The organism is Klebsiella indica (genome assembly GCF_005860775.1).
In the GTDB taxonomy this organism is placed as follows: domain Bacteria; phylum Pseudomonadota; class Gammaproteobacteria; order Enterobacterales; family Enterobacteriaceae; genus Klebsiella; species Klebsiella indica.
The window spans coordinates 43,437-59,936 of record NZ_VCHQ01000011.1 but is presented as its reverse complement, the minus strand read 5'-3'; the positions used below and the strand labels follow the sequence as shown (position 1 = coordinate 59,936).

At 54.2% G+C, this 16,500-nt stretch carries 14 protein-coding genes; 4 read left to right on the top strand and 10 right to left on the bottom strand.

From position 1 onward, the window contains the following. Positions 1–66: 66 nt before the first annotated feature. The 3 genes from rhlE (at position 67) to ybiB (ending at position 4,766) form a co-directional block, all read left to right on the top strand. Entirely contained in the window at positions 67–1,401 is a 1,335-nt protein-coding gene (rhlE, locus tag FE839_RS09450; RefSeq protein WP_138360581.1) for an ATP-dependent RNA helicase RhlE, read from the top strand. Between the two features lie 209 nt (positions 1,402–1,610). Beyond that, the gene (dinG, locus tag FE839_RS09445; protein WP_138360580.1) at positions 1,611–3,755 is read left to right on the top strand and encodes an ATP-dependent DNA helicase DinG; all 2,145 of its coding nucleotides are present in this window, start codon (positions 1,611–1,613) and stop codon (positions 3,753–3,755) included. A gap of 42 nt (positions 3,756–3,797) precedes the next feature. After that, a complete protein-coding gene (ybiB, locus tag FE839_RS09440; protein WP_138360579.1) occupies positions 3,798–4,766 on the top strand; it encodes a DNA-binding protein YbiB in 969 nt (322 codons plus the stop codon). Between the two features lie 123 nt (positions 4,767–4,889). On the opposite strand, the gene ybiJ is transcribed toward ybiB, so the two are convergent. The 5 genes from ybiJ to FE839_RS09415 all read right to left on the bottom strand — a co-directional run bounded on the left by ybiJ (position 4,890) and on the right by FE839_RS09415 (position 9,819). Beyond that, on the bottom strand, positions 4,890–5,150 hold the full coding sequence (ybiJ, locus tag FE839_RS09435) for a DUF1471 family protein YbiJ (RefSeq protein ID WP_138360578.1): 261 nt from the start codon (positions 5,148–5,150) through the stop codon (positions 4,890–4,892). Positions 5,151–5,435: 285 nt separating this feature from the next. Next, positions 5,436–5,702: a DksA/TraR family C4-type zinc finger protein gene (locus FE839_RS09430; RefSeq protein WP_138360577.1), complete on the bottom strand. Its 267-nt coding sequence runs from the start codon at positions 5,700–5,702 to the stop codon at positions 5,436–5,438. Between the two features lie 186 nt (positions 5,703–5,888). Next, positions 5,889–6,566: a PKHD-type hydroxylase YbiX gene (gene ybiX / locus FE839_RS09425; RefSeq protein WP_138360576.1), complete on the bottom strand. Its 678-nt coding sequence runs from the start codon at positions 6,564–6,566 to the stop codon at positions 5,889–5,891. A gap of 45 nt (positions 6,567–6,611) precedes the next feature. Further along, positions 6,612–8,894, bottom strand: a complete 2,283-nt coding sequence (locus tag FE839_RS09420; RefSeq protein ID WP_138360575.1) for a catecholate siderophore receptor Fiu — start codon at positions 8,892–8,894, stop codon at positions 6,612–6,614. Between the two features lie 310 nt (positions 8,895–9,204). Next, positions 9,205–9,819 carry a flavin reductase family protein gene (locus tag FE839_RS09415; protein WP_138360574.1) on the bottom strand — a complete coding sequence of 205 codons (615 nt, stop codon included), beginning with the start codon at positions 9,817–9,819 and terminating at the stop codon, positions 9,205–9,207. A gap of 95 nt (positions 9,820–9,914) precedes the next feature. On the opposite strand from FE839_RS09415, the gene rlmF reads away from it, so the two are divergent. Further along, positions 9,915–10,829 carry a 23S rRNA (adenine(1618)-N(6))-methyltransferase RlmF gene (gene rlmF / locus FE839_RS09410; RefSeq protein WP_138360573.1) on the top strand — a complete coding sequence of 305 codons (915 nt, stop codon included), beginning with the start codon at positions 9,915–9,917 and terminating at the stop codon, positions 10,827–10,829. On the opposite strand, the gene ybiO is transcribed toward rlmF, so the two are convergent. The 5 genes from ybiO to dps form a co-directional block, all read right to left on the bottom strand. Continuing rightward, entirely contained in the window at positions 10,824–13,046 is a 2,223-nt protein-coding gene (ybiO, locus tag FE839_RS09405) for a mechanosensitive channel protein (RefSeq protein WP_421808288.1), read from the bottom strand. The genes rlmF and ybiO overlap by 6 nt on opposite strands. A 106-nt stretch (positions 13,047–13,152) precedes the next feature. Continuing rightward, entirely contained in the window at positions 13,153–13,875 is a 723-nt protein-coding gene (gene glnQ, locus FE839_RS09400; RefSeq protein WP_138360571.1) for a glutamine ABC transporter ATP-binding protein GlnQ, read from the bottom strand. After that, complete coding sequence (glnP, locus tag FE839_RS09395) at positions 13,872–14,531, bottom strand: glutamine ABC transporter permease GlnP (RefSeq protein WP_138360570.1); 660 nt, start codon at positions 14,529–14,531, stop codon at positions 13,872–13,874. Before glnP ends, glnQ begins: the two co-directional genes overlap by 4 nt. 131 nt (positions 14,532–14,662) lie before the next feature. Further along, positions 14,663–15,409, bottom strand: coding sequence for a glutamine ABC transporter substrate-binding protein GlnH (gene glnH / locus FE839_RS09390; RefSeq protein ID WP_138360569.1), 747 nt, complete (start codon positions 15,407–15,409; stop codon positions 14,663–14,665). A gap of 372 nt (positions 15,410–15,781) precedes the next feature. After that, positions 15,782–16,285 carry a DNA starvation/stationary phase protection protein Dps gene (gene dps / locus FE839_RS09385; protein ID WP_138360568.1) on the bottom strand — a complete coding sequence of 168 codons (504 nt, stop codon included), beginning with the start codon at positions 16,283–16,285 and terminating at the stop codon, positions 15,782–15,784. Between the last annotated feature and the right edge of the window lie 215 nt (positions 16,286–16,500).

The following is a 16,500-nucleotide window of genomic DNA, read 5'->3' as shown; positions in this document are numbered from 1 at the left end:
CATCTCTTTCGCAATAATCTCCCTGAAAACTACGCCTGTGACGGGCCGGGGCGGTTCGGAGTTGTTATGTCTTTTGATTCCCTTGGCCTGAATCCTGAAATCCTGCGCGCAGTCGCTGAACAGGGCTACGTTGAGCCAACCCCCATTCAGCAGCAGGCGATTCCTGCGGTATTACAGGGGCGCGATCTGATGGCCAGCGCCCAGACCGGCACCGGTAAAACGGCGGGCTTTACGCTGCCGCTGCTTCAGCATCTGATCCAGAAAGAACCGCATGCTAAAGGCCGCCGCCCGGTGCGCGCCCTGATTCTGACCCCAACACGTGAACTGGCGGCCCAGATTGGTGAGAACGTGCGGGATTACAGCAAATATCTCAACGTGCGTTCTCTGGTGGTTTTCGGCGGCGTCAGCATTAACCCGCAAATGATGAAGCTGCGCGGCGGCGTTGATATTCTGGTGGCGACGCCGGGTCGTCTGCTGGATCTTGAGCATCAAAATGCCGTCAATCTGGATAAGGTTGAAGTGCTGGTGCTGGATGAGGCTGACCGAATGCTGGATATGGGCTTTATCCACGATATTCGTCGCGTACTGGCGAAACTGCCGGCGAAACGCCAGAATCTGCTGTTCTCGGCAACTTTCTCCGACGACATTAAATCGCTGGCGGAGAAACTGCTGCATAACCCGCTGGAAATTGAAGTGGCTCGCCGCAACACCGCGTCCGAGCAGGTTAGTCAACGGGTGCATTTCGTCGATAAAAAGCGCAAGCGTGAGCTGTTGTCGCAGATGATAGGTGAAGGCAACTGGCAGCAGGTTCTGGTCTTTACCCGTACCAAGCACGGCGCGAACCATCTGGCGGAACAGCTTAATAAAGATGGCATCCGTAGCGCCGCTATTCACGGTAACAAGAGCCAGGGCGCGCGAACCCGCGCCCTGGCTGACTTTAAATCCGGCGGTATTCGTGTGCTGGTGGCGACCGATATCGCCGCGCGTGGCCTGGATATTGAAGAACTCCCGCATGTCGTGAACTACGAGCTGCCAAACGTTCCGGAAGATTATGTGCACCGCATTGGTCGTACCGGTCGCGCTGCGGCAACCGGCGAAGCGCTGTCGCTGGTCTGCGTAGATGAACATAAACTGCTGCGGGATATCGAACGTTTGCTGAAAAAAGAGATCCCGCGCATCGCCCTTGCTGGCTATGAGCCGGACCCGTCGATCAAGGCTGAGCCGATTCAGAACGGTCGCCAGCAGCGCGGCGGCGGTCGCGGAGGTCAAGGGCGTGGTGGTCAGGGGCGCGTTCAGCAGTCCGCGCTGCGCCGGAACGATGGCGAAGCGCCAAAAGCGCGTACCCAGGACGGTAGACCGCCGCGTCGCCGCCGCCCGCGCAAACCTGGCGCTGCTGAGTAGCGATATTAGCGCATTCCTGTGGCTATCGCGGCGGTTCCGCGGTCAGCGTTACAGGTTTGATTATCCGGGCAAGGGATCTTGCCCGGAACGTTCTGTTCTTCTCGCATGTCTACGCTCGATCGTAATTCCAGTTTCCTCAGAAAGACATTCCTTCCGTTAGCGAAAAAATGGCACAATAGTGGCTGTTTATACAGTATTCGGGTTTTCTCATGGCTTTGACCACTGCGCTAAAAGCGCAAATTGCCGCCTGGTATAAGGCGCTTCAGGAACAGATTCCGGACTTTATCCCCCGTCCGCCGCAGAGGCAGATGATCGCCGATGTGGCGAAGACGCTCGCCGGGGAAGAGGGGCGGCACCTGGCGATTGAAGCGCCGACCGGCGTCGGCAAAACCTTGTCATACCTGATTCCCGGCATCGCCATTGCCCGTGAAGATCAAAAAACGCTGGTGGTCAGCACCGCCAACGTTGCGCTACAGGATCAAATCTACAGTAAAGATCTGCCGCTGCTGCGCAAAATTATCCCCGACCTGCGCTTTACCGCCGCTTTTGGCCGCGGCCGCTATGTCTGCCCGCGTAATCTGGCCGCGCTGGCCAGCAGTGAGCCGACGCAGCAGGATTTGCTCGCCTTTCTGGATGACGAACTGACCCCCAATAACCAGGCGGAACAGCAGCTGTGCGCGACCCTGAAAACCGATCTCGATAGCTATAAATGGGACGGCCTGCGCGATCATAGCGATAAAAATATTGATGATTCTTTATGGAGCCGTCTGAGCACCGATAAAGCCAGTTGCCTGAACCGTAACTGCTACTATTACCGGGAATGCCCGTTCTTCGTCGCCCGGCGGGAAATTCAGGAGGCGGAAGTGGTGGTGGCGAACCACGCGCTGGTGATGGCGGCGATGGAGAGCGAAGCGGTGCTGCCGGAGCCGAAGCATTTACTGCTGGTGCTTGATGAAGGCCATCATTTGCCGGACGTCGCCCGCGACGCGCTGGAGATGAGCGCGGAAATTACCGCGCCGTGGTATCGCCTGCAACTGGATCTGTTTACTAAGCTGGTCGCCACCTGCATGGAACAGTTTCGCCCTAAAACCACGCCGCCGCTGGCGAATCCAGAACGTCTGAACGCACATTGCGAAGAGTTGTTTGAGCATATCTCCTCCCTGAATAATATTCTTAATCTGTATATGCCTGCCGGGCAGGCGGCAGAACACCGCTTCCCGATGGGGGAACTGCCTCAGGAAGTGATGGAGATTTGCCAGCGGCTGGTCAAACTGACAGAAATGCTGCGTGGCCTGGCGGAACTGTTCCTCAACGATCTTGCGGATAAAACCGGCAGCCATGACGTGGTGCGCCTGCACCGGGTTCTGTTACAGATGAATCGCGCGTTGGGGATGCTGGAAAGCCAAAGCAAACTGTGGCGGCTGGCATCGCTGGCACACTCTTCCGGCGCGCCGGTGACCAAATGGGCCACCCGCGATCTGCGAGACGGGCAGATACATCTGTGGTTCCACTGCGTGGGGATCCGCGTCAGCGATCAGCTGGAAAAGCTGCTCTGGCGCAGCGTGCCGCATATCGTCGTGACTTCAGCCACGCTACGTTCGCTGAATAGCTTTTCTCGTCTGCAGGAGATGAGCGGGCTCAAAGAGCAGGCCGGGGACCGTTTTGTGGCGCTGGATTCGCCTTTTAACCACGTCGAACAGGGCAAAATCGTCATCCCTAAAATGCATTACGAGCCGCTTATTGAGCATGAAGAGCAGCATATTGCGGAGATGGCGGCTTATTTTCGGCAGCAGGTCGAGAGCAGAAAGCATCTCGGTATGCTGGTGCTATTTGCCAGCGGGAGAGCGATGCAACGATTTCTCGAACAGGTGACTGACCTGCGCCTGCTGCTGCTGGTTCAGGGCGATAAGCCGCGCTACCGGCTGGTCGAACTGCACCGTAAGCGTGTTGCTGCGGGGGAGCGCAGCATACTGGTTGGCCTGCAATCCTTTGCCGAAGGTCTGGATTTAAAAGGCGAGCTGTTAAGTCAGGTGCATATCCATAAAATCGCTTTTCCGCCGATAGACAGCCCGGTGGTGATAACCGAAGGCGAATGGCTTAAAAGCCTCAACCGCTATCCGTTCGACGTCCAGAGTCTCCCCAGCGCATCGTTCAATCTTATTCAGCAGGTTGGTCGCCTGATCCGTAGCCATAGCTGCTGGGGTGAAGTGGTGATTTATGACAAACGTCTGCTGAGCAAAAACTACGGTAAGCGTTTATTGAATGCATTACCTGTATTTCCGATAGAGCAGCCTGACGTCCCTGAAGTTATAGTAAAAACTAAAGCAAAACAGACGCGTCGCAAACGACGTTAACCATGCAATGTCGACGATGTGAGACGTTCAGAGGAACCTGCAATGGACTACAGCAAAATCATTAAAGAAGTCGGCCGCGGAAAAAACCATGCCCGCGACCTGGATGCGGAAACGGCCCGTGCGCTCTACTCGCGGATGCTTAACGGCGAGGTACCTGATCTTGAACTGGGCGGCATTCTTATTGCCCTGCGCATCAAGGGCGAAGGCGAAGCGGAGATGAAGGGTTTCTATGAAGCGATGCAGGCTCATACCATTAAACTGACGCCACCGGTCTCAAGGCCAATGCCGGTTGTGATCCCCAGCTACAACGGCGCGCGCAAACAGGCAAACCTGACGCCTCTGCTTGCGGTTATGCTGCACAAGCTTGGTTTTCCGGTCATTGTTCATGGTGTGAGTCACGATCCAACCCGGGTGCTGACGGAAACTATTTTCGAGCTGATGGGGATGCCAGCGACGCGTCATGCGGGTCAGGCTCAGGCGCGGTTAGATAGCCATCAGCCGGTTTATATGCCGATAAGCGCATTTTGCCCGCCGCTGGAAAAACAACTGGCGATGCGCTGGCGGATGGGGGTGCGCAACAGCGCGCACACCCTGGCCAAGCTGGCAACGCCGTTTGCGGAAGATGCGGCATTGCGTTTGTCGAGCGTTTCGCATCCGGAATACGTCGGGCGGGTGGCGCAATTTTTTGCGGAAATCGGCGGGCGGGCATTGCTGTTGCACGGTACTGAAGGCGAAGTTTACGCCAATCCGCAGCGCTGTCCACAGATTAGCCTGATTTCAGCCGCTGCGACGCGGGTTGTCAATGAGCGCCAGGATAGTGCCACAGCGCAGGCTGTTTTGCTGCCGGAATCAAAAGATCCTGAAGTGACCGCGCGCTGGATTGAGCGTTGCCTTGCGGGTAGCGAGCCGCTACCGCAGTCGCTGAAAATTCAGCTGGCCTGTTGTCTGTTAGCAACCGGAGAAGCGGTGTCGCTGGAACAGGGGCTGGAGAAGGTTGCAGAGATCGTATAACCGTATTTAGCCGATAAAAAAAAGCCCGTCCACTGGCGTGGGCGGGCAAAACAAGGGTAATAAAGGATCTTTCGGGGTTAAAACAGTGGCATTACAGGGTCTTACTACAATGATTTCAGGCGATTATTTGTAGATAACCGCGGTACCGCTAACTTTGTTATTGGTGTTAGCGGAGGTGATGCTGTAAGCGGTCGCGCCAGCGGCATCCGCCTTCGCAGCCAGTTTGGCTTCAAGTCCATCCAGCGTCGTTGCTCTTTCTGCAGAGACAACACCGATTTTGGTCATGCTTGCTGCCTGAGCCGATGTGACTGGCTGGGCGGCAAACGCGCCGAAGGAGAGTGCGGAAAGGGCGATAGCAGCGGCAGTATATTTGATGGTTTTCATAGTTAATCTCTCGCAGGTTGTTCTGTTCAGGGGACGATGTTCCGTCGATGTGATAAGTATCACGACTTTTGGCGAGAGATAAAATCGAAGGAAATTAACAGTCTTCATCGAATTTTTTGAATGAATAATAATTTATTGAATATTAATAAATTATTTTAATCCCCGAAAGCAAAACACGCGGTGGCGAAGTAAGGGCGGCGATAAGGGCACATTTTGCCACTCCGATCGCGGAAAAACGTGCTCGAAAAGATAATGGGATATGCGGTAATGAACGGTAAATATCGGTCAGCGAAGCTGGCTGTCTTTAGAGCCACGGCGATTATATCCTGAAAATGTATTGTTATGTAAATCTTTATTCTGCTGGCATTGAAGGCAGTATTTAACCCCGGCTACCGCCCGTCGACGCGCTTCCGGGATCGGTTCGCCACATTCTTCACAAAATTTGTTGCTTTTACCCGACGGCAGCGCATTTCTCGCCCGTGCAACCGCATCATCAACCGTGCTGTCAATTTGCTGCTGTACGGCGTCATCATTCGCCCAGCCTGATGCCATGATGGTTCACCCCGCTATTTTTGTTTTTCATCTCATTTGTGCAGGTTATATGGCAAAACCGCAGCGGCATTTTGGTCCCGATGTGGCGAGCCCTGGCCATAAGCGGAATCATCGTGACTCGCTTATTCGCAACCTGAACGCTGTTCAGTATAGAGAATATGGGGCGAAAAATGGCTCAGGCAAGGCTCAGATCTCTGACCATTCGCGGAGCAGATTATGGTACAGGTTTAAAAGGGACAGCACTTCCTCGCTTTCGCCGTGGCGGCTTTTGAGTTTCTGGATATTGCCATCCAGCTCAAACAGCATGCTGCGGCGTTTATCGTCGCGGATCATTGACTGGATCCATAAAAATGAGGCAACCCTGGCGCCCGATGTGACCGGGGTGACGCAATGCAGGCTGCTTGAGGGATAGAGCACCAGGTCTCCGGCCGGGAGCTTAACCGAGTGCTGGCCGTAGGTGTCGTTAACGACCAGTTCACCGCCTTCGTAACTATCGGGGGCGCATAAAAAGAGCGTGGCAGAAAGATCGGTACGCATCCAGCCGCCCTGAGCCTGACTGCGTACCGCGCCGTCAACGTGGAAACCGTATGTTTCACTCTGCTGGTAGCGGTTGAACAGCGGGCTGGAAATCGACTTCGGCAGCGCGGCCGCGAAAAACAGCGAGCTGCGATTCAGCGCCGCCAGCACTTTACCCTGAAGTTCATTGTACAGGCTGCTGCGGGTATCCACCTGCTGGTTGTTTTTGACCAGGGCCCCCTGATCGCCGGTGGTGACGCGTCCGTCAACCCACTCCGCCTGCTGGAGCCGGGTGGCAAAGTAGTCGACTTCCTCAGGGCTGAGAATGGCGGGAATATGGTACATCATGGTTTTGTCTCCTGAGAAAACGGGGCGTTAGCGCCCCGTTGTAGATCAGAAATGCATATTGGCGGTGAGCAGGAAGGTCCGCGGTTCGCCCGGATGATAACGATAGCCGCTTTTGTTGATAGAGGCGACATAGTCGGTATCAAACAGGTTGTAGACGTTCAGCTGCAGGTCGAGATTACGGTTAATGCGATAGCCGACTTTAGCGTCAGCCACCCAGTAGCCTTCGGTATAAGATGGCGTACCGACCGCGCCGTCTTTGCCGCGGTGCATGCTGCCGACGTAACGTGCGCCAGCGCCCACTGAGATCGCATCGGTGGCCTGATACTGGCTCCAGACGGTAAACGCGTGTTCTGGGGTATACGGCAGCGAGCTGGTGCCATCCTGGGCGGTATTCGCGCCTTCGCGGATACTGGCGTGCTGCAGCGTGTATCCGCCGATAACCTGCCAGTCAGGCGTGATATTACCGGCCAGAGAAATCTCGTAACCCTGAACGCGCTTCTTACCATACTGTGAATAGGTGCCATCGTCGTTCGCTTCCACCTCGTTCTCAATATCGGTGCGGAACAGGGCGGCGCTCAGCAGCAGGCGTTTGTCCATCAACTGCCATTTGGTGCCCACTTCGCTGGTTTTCGCTTTTTGCGGTTTAAAGTCAGGGTTGTTGGCGCTGTTGCTGCTTGCTGACAGGGTGAAGTTGCTGCCTCCCGGCGGTTGTTGGGAAACGGCGTAGTTCACGTAGATATTGCCGTTCTCGGTCAGGTGGTACAGCGCCCCGGCTTTCCAGTTCACCAGGTTACCGCTGGTGGAAGTATCGATGGTGGTGACGGGGGTATTCTTCGCCACGCCAGCCGGACAGGCGACAGCGCTGCGTCCACTGCCGCCGCATGCGGTTGCGCTGTTGTATTTAGTCTGATAGCTATCCAGACGAATTCCGCCGTTAAGCTCGAAGTCCTGAGTAATCTGCAGGGTATCGAAAGCATAGATGCCGAAGGTATCCGTCTGCCCGTTAGCGTTGGCCCCGTTGCGGTTCAGGCCGCCGACCGAGATATCGCTATTTGGATGATAAATATTGACCGCCGGGGCCGTGATCGAATTAACCCCATAGTTGGTCTGCGTTTCGCGGGTGAATTCCACCCCGGTGCTGATGTCGTGACCAACAGGTCCGGTATAGAACTTCGAGGTCAGGTTAGTCTGGTTGGTGATGATTTTGTTGCTGGTGTCTTTGGTGTTTGCCAGCCGTGACCAGGTCCAGTCGCCGACGTCGTCGGAGCTATTTGTGGAAATATTTGACGCCCCGCCCATTACCGCCGTCATCAGATAATCCTGTTTCACGCGTGACCAGCGGGTGGTGTTACGGATCGTGGTCGTGTCGTTGAAATCGTGCTCAAAACGCATGGTCACGGTGTCAGTCGTAGAATCATCGTAATCGGAATTGGTGCCGTAGAAGTTGCTGGTGGCAACCTTGCCGGAGTGATTAAGCGCTGAAGTTTTGGCATCAGGCGCGGAATAGCCCGGCAGACCGATGGTCGGAATACCGCCATCTGGCGTGTTGTGCTGAGTCACATGCAGGTAGTTAAGATAAAGGCGATTCTCGGTGCCGAGACCAAAAGCCGCCGACGGCGCTACGCCGTAACGCTCATTTTTCACCTTGTCACGGCCCGCATCATGGGTTTTCTCGCCCATCAGATTCAGGCGAACGGCGCTGGTGTCGCCAATCGCCTGGTTGATATCCAGCGTACCGCGGCGGAACCAGGCGCTGCCGATACTGGCGGAAGCGTCGATACCGGAGTCAAGGCGCGGCTGTTTGCTGATCATATTGATCGAGCCGCTCGGCGCGCTACGCCCATAGTCGGAGCCTGACGGTCCTTTAATGACCTCAACCTGCTCGGTGTTAAAGGTATCGCGACTGACGCTGGCGATATCGCGGATGCCATCGAGATAAATGCTGTTGGATGTATCTACCCCGCGCATATAGACGGCGTCGCCGGTTGTTGAGCTGCCATTTTCACCCGCAAAGAACGCACCCACACCGGGAACGTTTTTCAGCGCATCGGTGAGGTTGGTGACGCCCTGATCTTTCATCACCTGTTCGGGGACGATGGTCACAGTTCGCGTGGTGTCGGCGAGCGGGCGAGAAAACTTAGGATCGGCGGATTGAGTCGGTGCATACAACGATGGAGACTGCGCTTCGACCACCAGCGTTTCGCCGGTATTTTTCTCTGTGCTGTCTGCGGCAAGCAGATGACCCGTTGGAGAGAGGCTCAGACACAAGCCGGTGAAGATAGTCAGCGAGTTGAAGCTACTGAACGGTAAATTGTTATTTTTTTCCATATCAATAAATGACTTATCGTTTTAATTAGGCCAAAACGACCGTAGACGAAGTGAGTTTTCGTCCCGACCACTGCAGGTGATTTTTAACAATAGCAATGCTTTTGATATTGATTGTGATAATCATTATCAAACACCGCGCGATCTTTTATCACTCATTTATAAAAAAATAAATACATTTATTTACATTCACTGCATTTTTTCTACATAAACAGCAGGCGACACCGCGAGGGGAGAGAAGTGGAATGTATTGGGGTCGGTACGTGGTTGTCCCGACCTTGATGTGAAAGAGATGACCGGGCAGGGAAAGCGTTTAGCGGGTGTCGGGACGAACAAGGTCAAAACGTAAACTTTCATCAATGCCGTAATAGGCGCTGGGGCCGCCGGCACGCAGAATTGGCTGGGCTTTGGCGGTCTGGTAAATCCCTTCCTCCAGCAGCGATTCGTCAATATGGACTGCAACCACTTCGCCCAGCACCAGCCAGCTTTCAATCGACACGCCTGCTGCGGTGGTTAACTGGATGCATTGAGAAAGACGACACTCGAAGTTCACCGGGCTTTCGCCAACGCGCGGGGCGTTGATAATACGGCTGGGGGCGGGGGTCAGCCTGGCACGGACAAATTCATCCTCATCACGCGGTATGCTGGCGGACGTTTCGTTCATGGCGACCGCCAGAGGGCGAGTTGCCAGGTTCCAGACGAATTCTTTGGTCTCGATGATATTCTGCACGCTATCTTTCCAGCCGCAGCTGGCAAAACCAATGATCGGCGGCCGATAGTTAAAGCAGTTGAAAAAGCTGTAGGGCGCCAGATTACGTTGGCCGTGGCTATCAAGCGAGGCTATCCATCCGATGGGCCGGGGGCCAATGATAGCGTTCAGCGGGTCGTGCGGCAGACCATGCCCGTGCGAAGGTTGATAGAAGTACATACGCCACCTGCAACAAAAAAGTAGATATCCAGACTCACTTATTTACCGCGTCGCCGTCAACGGGTATCTTACGCGGCTGTCCAAAGGAGATTGCCATGAAAGCCCAGAAACCGGGGTTACATCCGCGTAACCGTCATCACCAACGCTACGATCTGCCCGCGCTGTGCCAGACTTACCCTGAGCTACAGCGCTTTATCATCCTTAATCCTCTGGGAGAGCAGACCATCGACTTTGCCAGTCCGCTGGCGGTAAAGGCGCTGAATAAAGCGCTGCTGGCGCACTTTTACGCGGTGAAATACTGGGATATCCCCGACGGCTTTCTCTGCCCGCCGGTGCCGGGCAGGGCGGACTATATTCATCATCTTGCCGATCTGCTGGCGCTGGATAGCGAAACGATCCCAGCGAATGCCAGCATTCTTGATATCGGCGTTGGCGCAAACTGCATCTACCCGTTGATTGGCGCGCACGAATACGGCTGGCGTTTTACCGGTAGCGAAGTGAATGCTGAAGCTTTCGCCAGCGCGCAGGCTATCGTTAACGGTAATACTGGGCTGACTCGCCAGATTCGCCTGCGTCGCCAAAAAGATGAAAAAGCGATTCTGACGGGGATTATCCATAAAAACGAACGCTACGATGCAACTTTGTGTAACCCGCCATTTCATGATTCTGCTGCCAGCGCGCAGGCGGGCGGCGAGCGTAAACGCCGCAATCTGGGCCTGGGCGCAGATGGCGCGATGAACTTTGGCGGCCAGCAGCAGGAGCTGTGGTGCGAGGGGGGCGAGGTGGCCTTTATTAGCCAGATGATCCGGGAAAGCCAGCAGTTTGGCCATCAGGTGAAGTGGTTTACTTCGCTGGTTTCCCGCGGCGATAATCTGCCGCCGCTCTACCGCGCCCTGACTGAGGTCGGAGCGGTGAAGGTGGTGAAAAAAGAGATGGCGCAGGGCAATAAGCAAAGCCGTTTTATCGCCTGGAGCTTTATGGACGACGCCAGACGTCGGCGGACTTTATAACGTCGGCGCTGTGGGGGCCGGCGGCTCGTCTGGCGTGAGCGCAGGCAGTAGCTGGTAAGTTTGTACCGGTGCCCGCACGCCCGCGCGGTCGAATTGCCTTTTCACCTGGGTATCGAGGGCGAAGCGTACCGTCCACTGCTTCAGCGGCAGGGTGGTAAAGGTGACTCGCAGGGTAAAGGCATTATTGCTCAGGCCAACCAGCCCGGCGAAAGCGGGATCGCCAATGATCAGTCCGCGAATCTCTTCCTGGGCCATCACGCCCGCTACCGCCTCTTTTAATGCCTGACTGGCTTTATCCAGATCTTCCTGCCGGTCGACGTCATAGTTGGCGACCACTGAGCCAATACCGCGAACGAAATTAGCAAAGGTGGTTATCGAAGACCACGGAATAATATGATAAGCGCCAGTATCCTGGCGCACGCCGACGGAGCGAATCGACATCCGTTCCACCGTTCCGGTTAATGGCCCGATCGTCACCAGATCGCCAGTATTCATGCCGTTTTCAAACTGGATAAAAATACCGGTAATAATATCTTTGACCAGGGTTTGCGCGCCGAAAGAGATAGCGAGGCCCAGCGCACCGGCACCTGCCAGCAGCGGGGCGATATTCACGCCCACCTCGGAGAGCAGGATCATCACCGTAATGGTGCTGATCACCACTGCCAGCGCGTTGCGTAAGAGCGTCAGCAGCGTCCGGGAGCGGGCGCTGGGCAGCGGGCGGCCATGAATGTCTGATGCCAGTCGATTTTCAATCAGACTGGCGAGCAGCGTCCAGCCGATCGCCGAGAAGAACAGGATCAGCGCGATGCGAATAAGAACGTCCACTGCCTTTTGCCCGCTGTCGTTATGGAGCCATTGCCAGAAATCGAAGAGTCCCCACGCGCTAAGCAACAGCATAATCGCCACGCAGACCGTCAGAATTCGTGCGGCTTTCAGCGATGCGGATAGCCAGCCGTTAAGCCGTTTTTGCAGTTCCGGATAGTTGCGCTGGGTTTCCGGCGACAAGGTGATGGTTTTTGCAATCCAGCGCGAGAGTACGCCGGAGACCAGCGCGGCGGCGCCGATAATTGCCAGACTGCGCAGCGTCGCGCCCATCATAAATTTCAGGCTGTTGCCGGGGTCGAAGAGAGAAAAGAAAAACAGCACGATAAAATAGGCGCAGGCCAGCCAGTGCCAGACCAGGGCAAAGGTGCGGATAAAGAGACTAAAGAAGGCCAGAGAGCGGTTGGCAAGCTGGATAAGTTCCTGAGCGATCGCTTTTTTATTATGGAATATCAGGTATAGCGCCCACAGGGTAATGCACAGCATGATAATTACGTTGGCCAGCGCGCCAAACTGAACGTTGACCTGATTGGAAATAATCGGCACGGCGACGATCAGCCCGTAGCCAATCAGGCTGCTTAGTGCGCTAAGGCGCAGGTTCCAGTATTTCGCCGTCTCATCGCTGAGAGTAAACGGGCGTAGTTCCGGGACCTGTGGACAGAAAATTACCCGCAGAAGCGTTTTGAAAAACTCAATCAGGGCAAAGGCGTTGAGAAACAAACTTTGCTGGAAGGCGATGGTGGGATTATTACCATTAAGGTGCTCGCTTAAAATCTGACCAATGAACAGCGTTACCGCCAGCAGAAGCAAGTCACAGATAAAAGCGCCGGCGATGGTGGCGGGGAGCTGGAGCCAGTTACGTCGTTCGCGATTTTTATGTCGTCCCCAGTGGCCGATTTTGCGGTATAGCGGCAGGACGGCGAGGCGCACCAGCCACCAGAAGGCAAAGACCAGTCCGGCCAGCAATAAAAAATGCCAGGCCGCGTTGGTGAAGGTTTGTGAATTGAAAGGTTTGTGCGGAGAGCCGGTGATGTTGCGCCACAACTGCGAGAAGCGTGACGAGATCTCTGCACCGTATTCGCGGCTGATGTGGGTGACGTTTTCCAGCACCGTGGTCTTATCTTCTTCCTCTGGCAGCGTTAACGTCGGCGCGCTGGCCGGAGGCGGCGTGGCGGCGGCTTTACGTAACTGGTCGATAAGCTCCTGTCGGGCGTCGGCATTTTCGAGCACGTCGGCCAGCGCGGCGTAAGCGGCTTTCTTCTGCGCGAGATCGGGTTCGCTACTGCTGGACTGGTCAGCCGTGTTTGCCGGAACCGCTGGCTGCGTCGCGGCCGATAGCGGCAGGGTGAATAGCAGTGTGAGCAGTAACAGAATCCGCGCCACAATCCCCTCCATTGTGTCTCAAACCGTTAAGTATAGAAGACGATGTCTGGAGAAAAGGGCTGAGATGATTCCGGAAACGGAAAGCGGCTCTCCCCTGACTGGAGAGAGCCATTGAACATCAGGCGACGTGTTGCAAGAACTCGCGCAGACGGGGACTTGGCGGGTTGTTGACCAGCACCTGCGGATCGCCATCTTCCGCAATGCGCCCTTTATCGATAAAGATCAGACGCGAAGCCACTTTTTCGGCAAAGCCGATCTCATGGGTGACGATGACCATGGTCATGCCTTCTTCGGCCAGATCCTGCATCACTTTCAGAACTTCGTGACGCAGTTCAGGGTCCAGCGCGGAAGTCGGTTCATCAAACAGCATCATTTTCGGTTTTACCGCCAGCGCGCGGGCAATGGCGACGCGCTGCTGTTGGCCGCCGGAAAGCTCGGAAGGATAGTGGTGCGCGCGTTCCGCGAGGCCCACTTTCTCCAGCAGGTCTTTCGCCAGTTTTTCTGCCGCCGCTTTATCCGCGCCGCGAACCCGCAGCGGGCCGAACATGACGTTTTCCAATGCCGTCAGGTGAGGGAACAGATAAAACTGCTGGAACACCATCCCCGCCTCCTGGCGGATCAGGCGCTCGTCGACTTTCGGATCGTTGACCTTCAGACCATCGACGATGAGATCCCCGCTGGTAATTTCTTCCAGTTTATTAATGCAGCGTAGCAGGGTCGATTTACCGGAACCGGAAGGCCCGATGATCACCACCACTTCACCCTGGTTGATCTTCAGATCGATATCATGCAGCACTTTAGTTGGGCCAAAATGTTTGGAAACGTTTTTAAATTCAATCACAGGATTTTCATCCTTCTTTCAAGACGACGCAGAACAAAGCTCAGCACCAGAGTGATAATCAGATAGATAACGGCCACCGCGCTCCAGATCTCCAGCGCGCGAAAGTTACCGGCAATGATCTCCTGCCCCTGACGGGTCAGTTCAGCGACGCCGATGACAATAAACAGCGAGGTATCTTTGATGCTGATAATCCACTGGTTGCCCAGCGGCGGCAGCATACGGCGTAGCGCCAGCGGCAGGATCACGTAACGGATGGTTTCCCGACGAGAAAGACCCAGCGCGAGGCCTGCTTCGCGAAAACCTTTATGGATCGACAGTACCGCGCCGCGGGTAATTTCCGCAATATAGGCGCCGGAGTTGATCATGATGGTGACCACTGCTGCGGAGAAGGGATCGATGCGTAGATCGTTAAACGCCATTGGCAGGGCGAAGTAGATAAACATCACCTGCACCACAATCGGGGTACCGCGAATGATTTCGATAAACACCAGGGCGATGTGATTGGCTATCCAGCCGCCGAAACAGCGAGCGAAGCCAGCCACAAGGCCGATTATCAGACCGCCGATCAGGCCGAGGATGGAAATCCACAGCGTCATTTTGGCGCCTTCCAGCAGAATAGGAATAGCGGGCCAGATGGCACTCCAGTCAAACTGCATAATGTGTTCCTGTTACCGTGTTGAAAACAGAAGAAAATCTCTGGGGAAACTATTCAGGCCTGCTGACGGGTAGCGCCGGTAAGTTCCAGGTCTACTCGGCCATAGCAGGCCAGGAAGAGAAATGCTGATTATTATTTAGGTTCAGTACCAAACCATTTTTTATAAATTTCGTTGTAAGTGCCGTTTTCACGCAGCGTTTTCAGCGCGCCGTTCACTTTGTTACGCAGTTCGTCGCTGCCTTTCGGGAAGGCGATACCGTAGCTTTGCGCTTCCAGAGATTCACCTACCGCTTTGAACTTGCCGTTGCCAGCCGTTTTGATGAAATAAAGAATGTTCGGGGTATCGTGGAGGACAGCATCGGCACGACCGGTACCCAGTTCCATATAGGCGTTGTCAATGTTCGGGAACTGACGCAGATCTTTGGTTTTAATATTGGCTTTCGCGTAGTCAACGGAGCCTGTACCGCTCTTCACGGCAACCACTTTACCGTTCAGATCGTTAACGCTTTTAATGTCGTTATTATTAGCGTTAACCATTACCATCAGGCCGCTTTTGTAGTAGCCATCAGAAAAGTCGATCGCTTTTTTACGTGCGTCCGTAATGGTGATCCCCGCCAGCGCGAGGTCGATATTTTTGGTCTGCAGCGCCGGGATGATGCCGCTGAAGTCCATAGGCTTCAGGGTGTAATCCAGTTTCAGTTCTTTGGCGATAGCCGCCCACAGATCAATGTCGAAACCAACGTATTTATCGCCCTGTTTAAATTCGAACGGCACAAATGCCGTATCGGTAGCGACAACCAGTTTTTTATCAGCGGCGTGAGAAGTAACCGCAAAAGCCAGGGTCAGTGCAGCCAGTGAAACTTTTAATACAGACTTCATAGCATTTCCTTTTTTATCCACGGGACGATCCCCTGCGAGAACAAGTACTCTTATATGAAAAAATCATGCCAGTTTTACAACTTATTGTTTTATAACAACCAGGATTAATCCTGTTGCACAGTTTTGATAACCCGTAAGAGTAATTGCACTAAACTGGGGCTCTATTTTGGTGCGTCATAAGAATCTCGCATAATCAGACTATTTTTAACGCAATTCATGGTGTTAAAACAATCTTATTATAACGATTGTGTGAGCTTATTATTACAATTGATTTACTTTGACGCCGGTTGCGGTTGTCGGAGAGCACTAAAACAGTGCATTGCGGGGTGGGGGAAATAAAAAAACCGCCAGCGATGCTGACGGCAGTTGGCATTACTCAATATTGGCTTCAATGAACCACAGGAATTTATCCAGGTCACGGGATGCGGCGGTGAAGATGTCAGCCGTATCCTCATCTTTTGCTTCCTCAATGGCTTTGCGCACATCATTGGCAACAATGGCATAGCGGTCGGCCAGTTCTTTCAGATGATCCTGGACGTTATGGATATCGAGCGGATAGCTTTTGAGCGGACTTTTACTGTTGATGACCTGCGTGGTTCCCAGAGCCACGCCACCAAGCTGTACAGCGCGCTCAGCCATGGTATCAAGGTGATCGACCAGGGCAGTGCGGAAACCATCCAGCATTTCATGAACGGCAATAAAGTTTGCACCGCGCATATTCCAGTGAGCCTGTTTAGTGATCAGCGACAGGTCAATGAACTGGATCACCTGGCGATTCAGCAGCTCAACGGTCGCTTTCTTCTCACTATCAGCGACGTCGTTACGGGTATAGAGCAGATTCGTTGCTTTCGTTTTAACCAGTTTTGCGGTACTCATAGTGTCATATCCTCTTGATATTTGTACTCGTCATACTTCAAATTTGAATTATGCGGAGTGTCTCATCCCAATAACTTACGGGTTTAAGTATAGCAACGGATATGAACTTTGCAGGGGCGGTAGTCTCTATCAGTTCGATAGAGACGGTCTGCAAAATGTAATTTTTTATTTATAAATCAGTTTATTGCATTTATGTGCTCCGCGTTGCTTTCAGC

What these genes read in the sequence shown, in the direction of transcription:
- rhlE (WP_138360581.1), top strand. Translation starts at nt 67, where the DNA reads ATGTCTTTTGATTCCCTTGGCCTGAATCCTGAAATCCTGCGCGCAGTC.
- dinG (WP_138360580.1), top strand. Translation starts at nt 1,611, where the DNA reads ATGGCTTTGACCACTGCGCTAAAAGCGCAAATTGCCGCCTGGTATAAG.
- ybiB (WP_138360579.1), top strand. Translation starts at nt 3,798, where the DNA reads ATGGACTACAGCAAAATCATTAAAGAAGTCGGCCGCGGAAAAAACCAT.
- ybiJ (WP_138360578.1), bottom strand. Translation starts at nt 5,150, where the DNA reads ATGAAAACCATCAAATATACTGCCGCTGCTATCGCCCTTTCCGCACTC.
- FE839_RS09430 (WP_138360577.1), bottom strand. Translation starts at nt 5,702, where the DNA reads ATGGCATCAGGCTGGGCGAATGATGACGCCGTACAGCAGCAAATTGAC.
- ybiX (WP_138360576.1), bottom strand. Translation starts at nt 6,566, where the DNA reads ATGATGTACCATATTCCCGCCATTCTCAGCCCTGAGGAAGTCGACTAC.
- FE839_RS09420 (WP_138360575.1), bottom strand. Translation starts at nt 8,894, where the DNA reads ATGGAAAAAAATAACAATTTACCGTTCAGTAGCTTCAACTCGCTGACT.
- FE839_RS09415 (WP_138360574.1), bottom strand. Translation starts at nt 9,819, where the DNA reads ATGTACTTCTATCAACCTTCGCACGGGCATGGTCTGCCGCACGACCCG.
- rlmF (WP_138360573.1), top strand. Translation starts at nt 9,915, where the DNA reads ATGAAAGCCCAGAAACCGGGGTTACATCCGCGTAACCGTCATCACCAA.
- ybiO (WP_421808288.1), bottom strand. Translation starts at nt 13,046, where the DNA reads ATGGAGGGGATTGTGGCGCGGATTCTGTTACTGCTCACACTGCTATTC.
- glnP (WP_138360570.1), bottom strand. Translation starts at nt 14,531, where the DNA reads ATGCAGTTTGACTGGAGTGCCATCTGGCCCGCTATTCCTATTCTGCTG.
- glnH (WP_138360569.1), bottom strand. Translation starts at nt 15,409, where the DNA reads ATGAAGTCTGTATTAAAAGTTTCACTGGCTGCACTGACCCTGGCTTTT.
- dps (WP_138360568.1), bottom strand. Translation starts at nt 16,285, where the DNA reads ATGAGTACCGCAAAACTGGTTAAAACGAAAGCAACGAATCTGCTCTAT.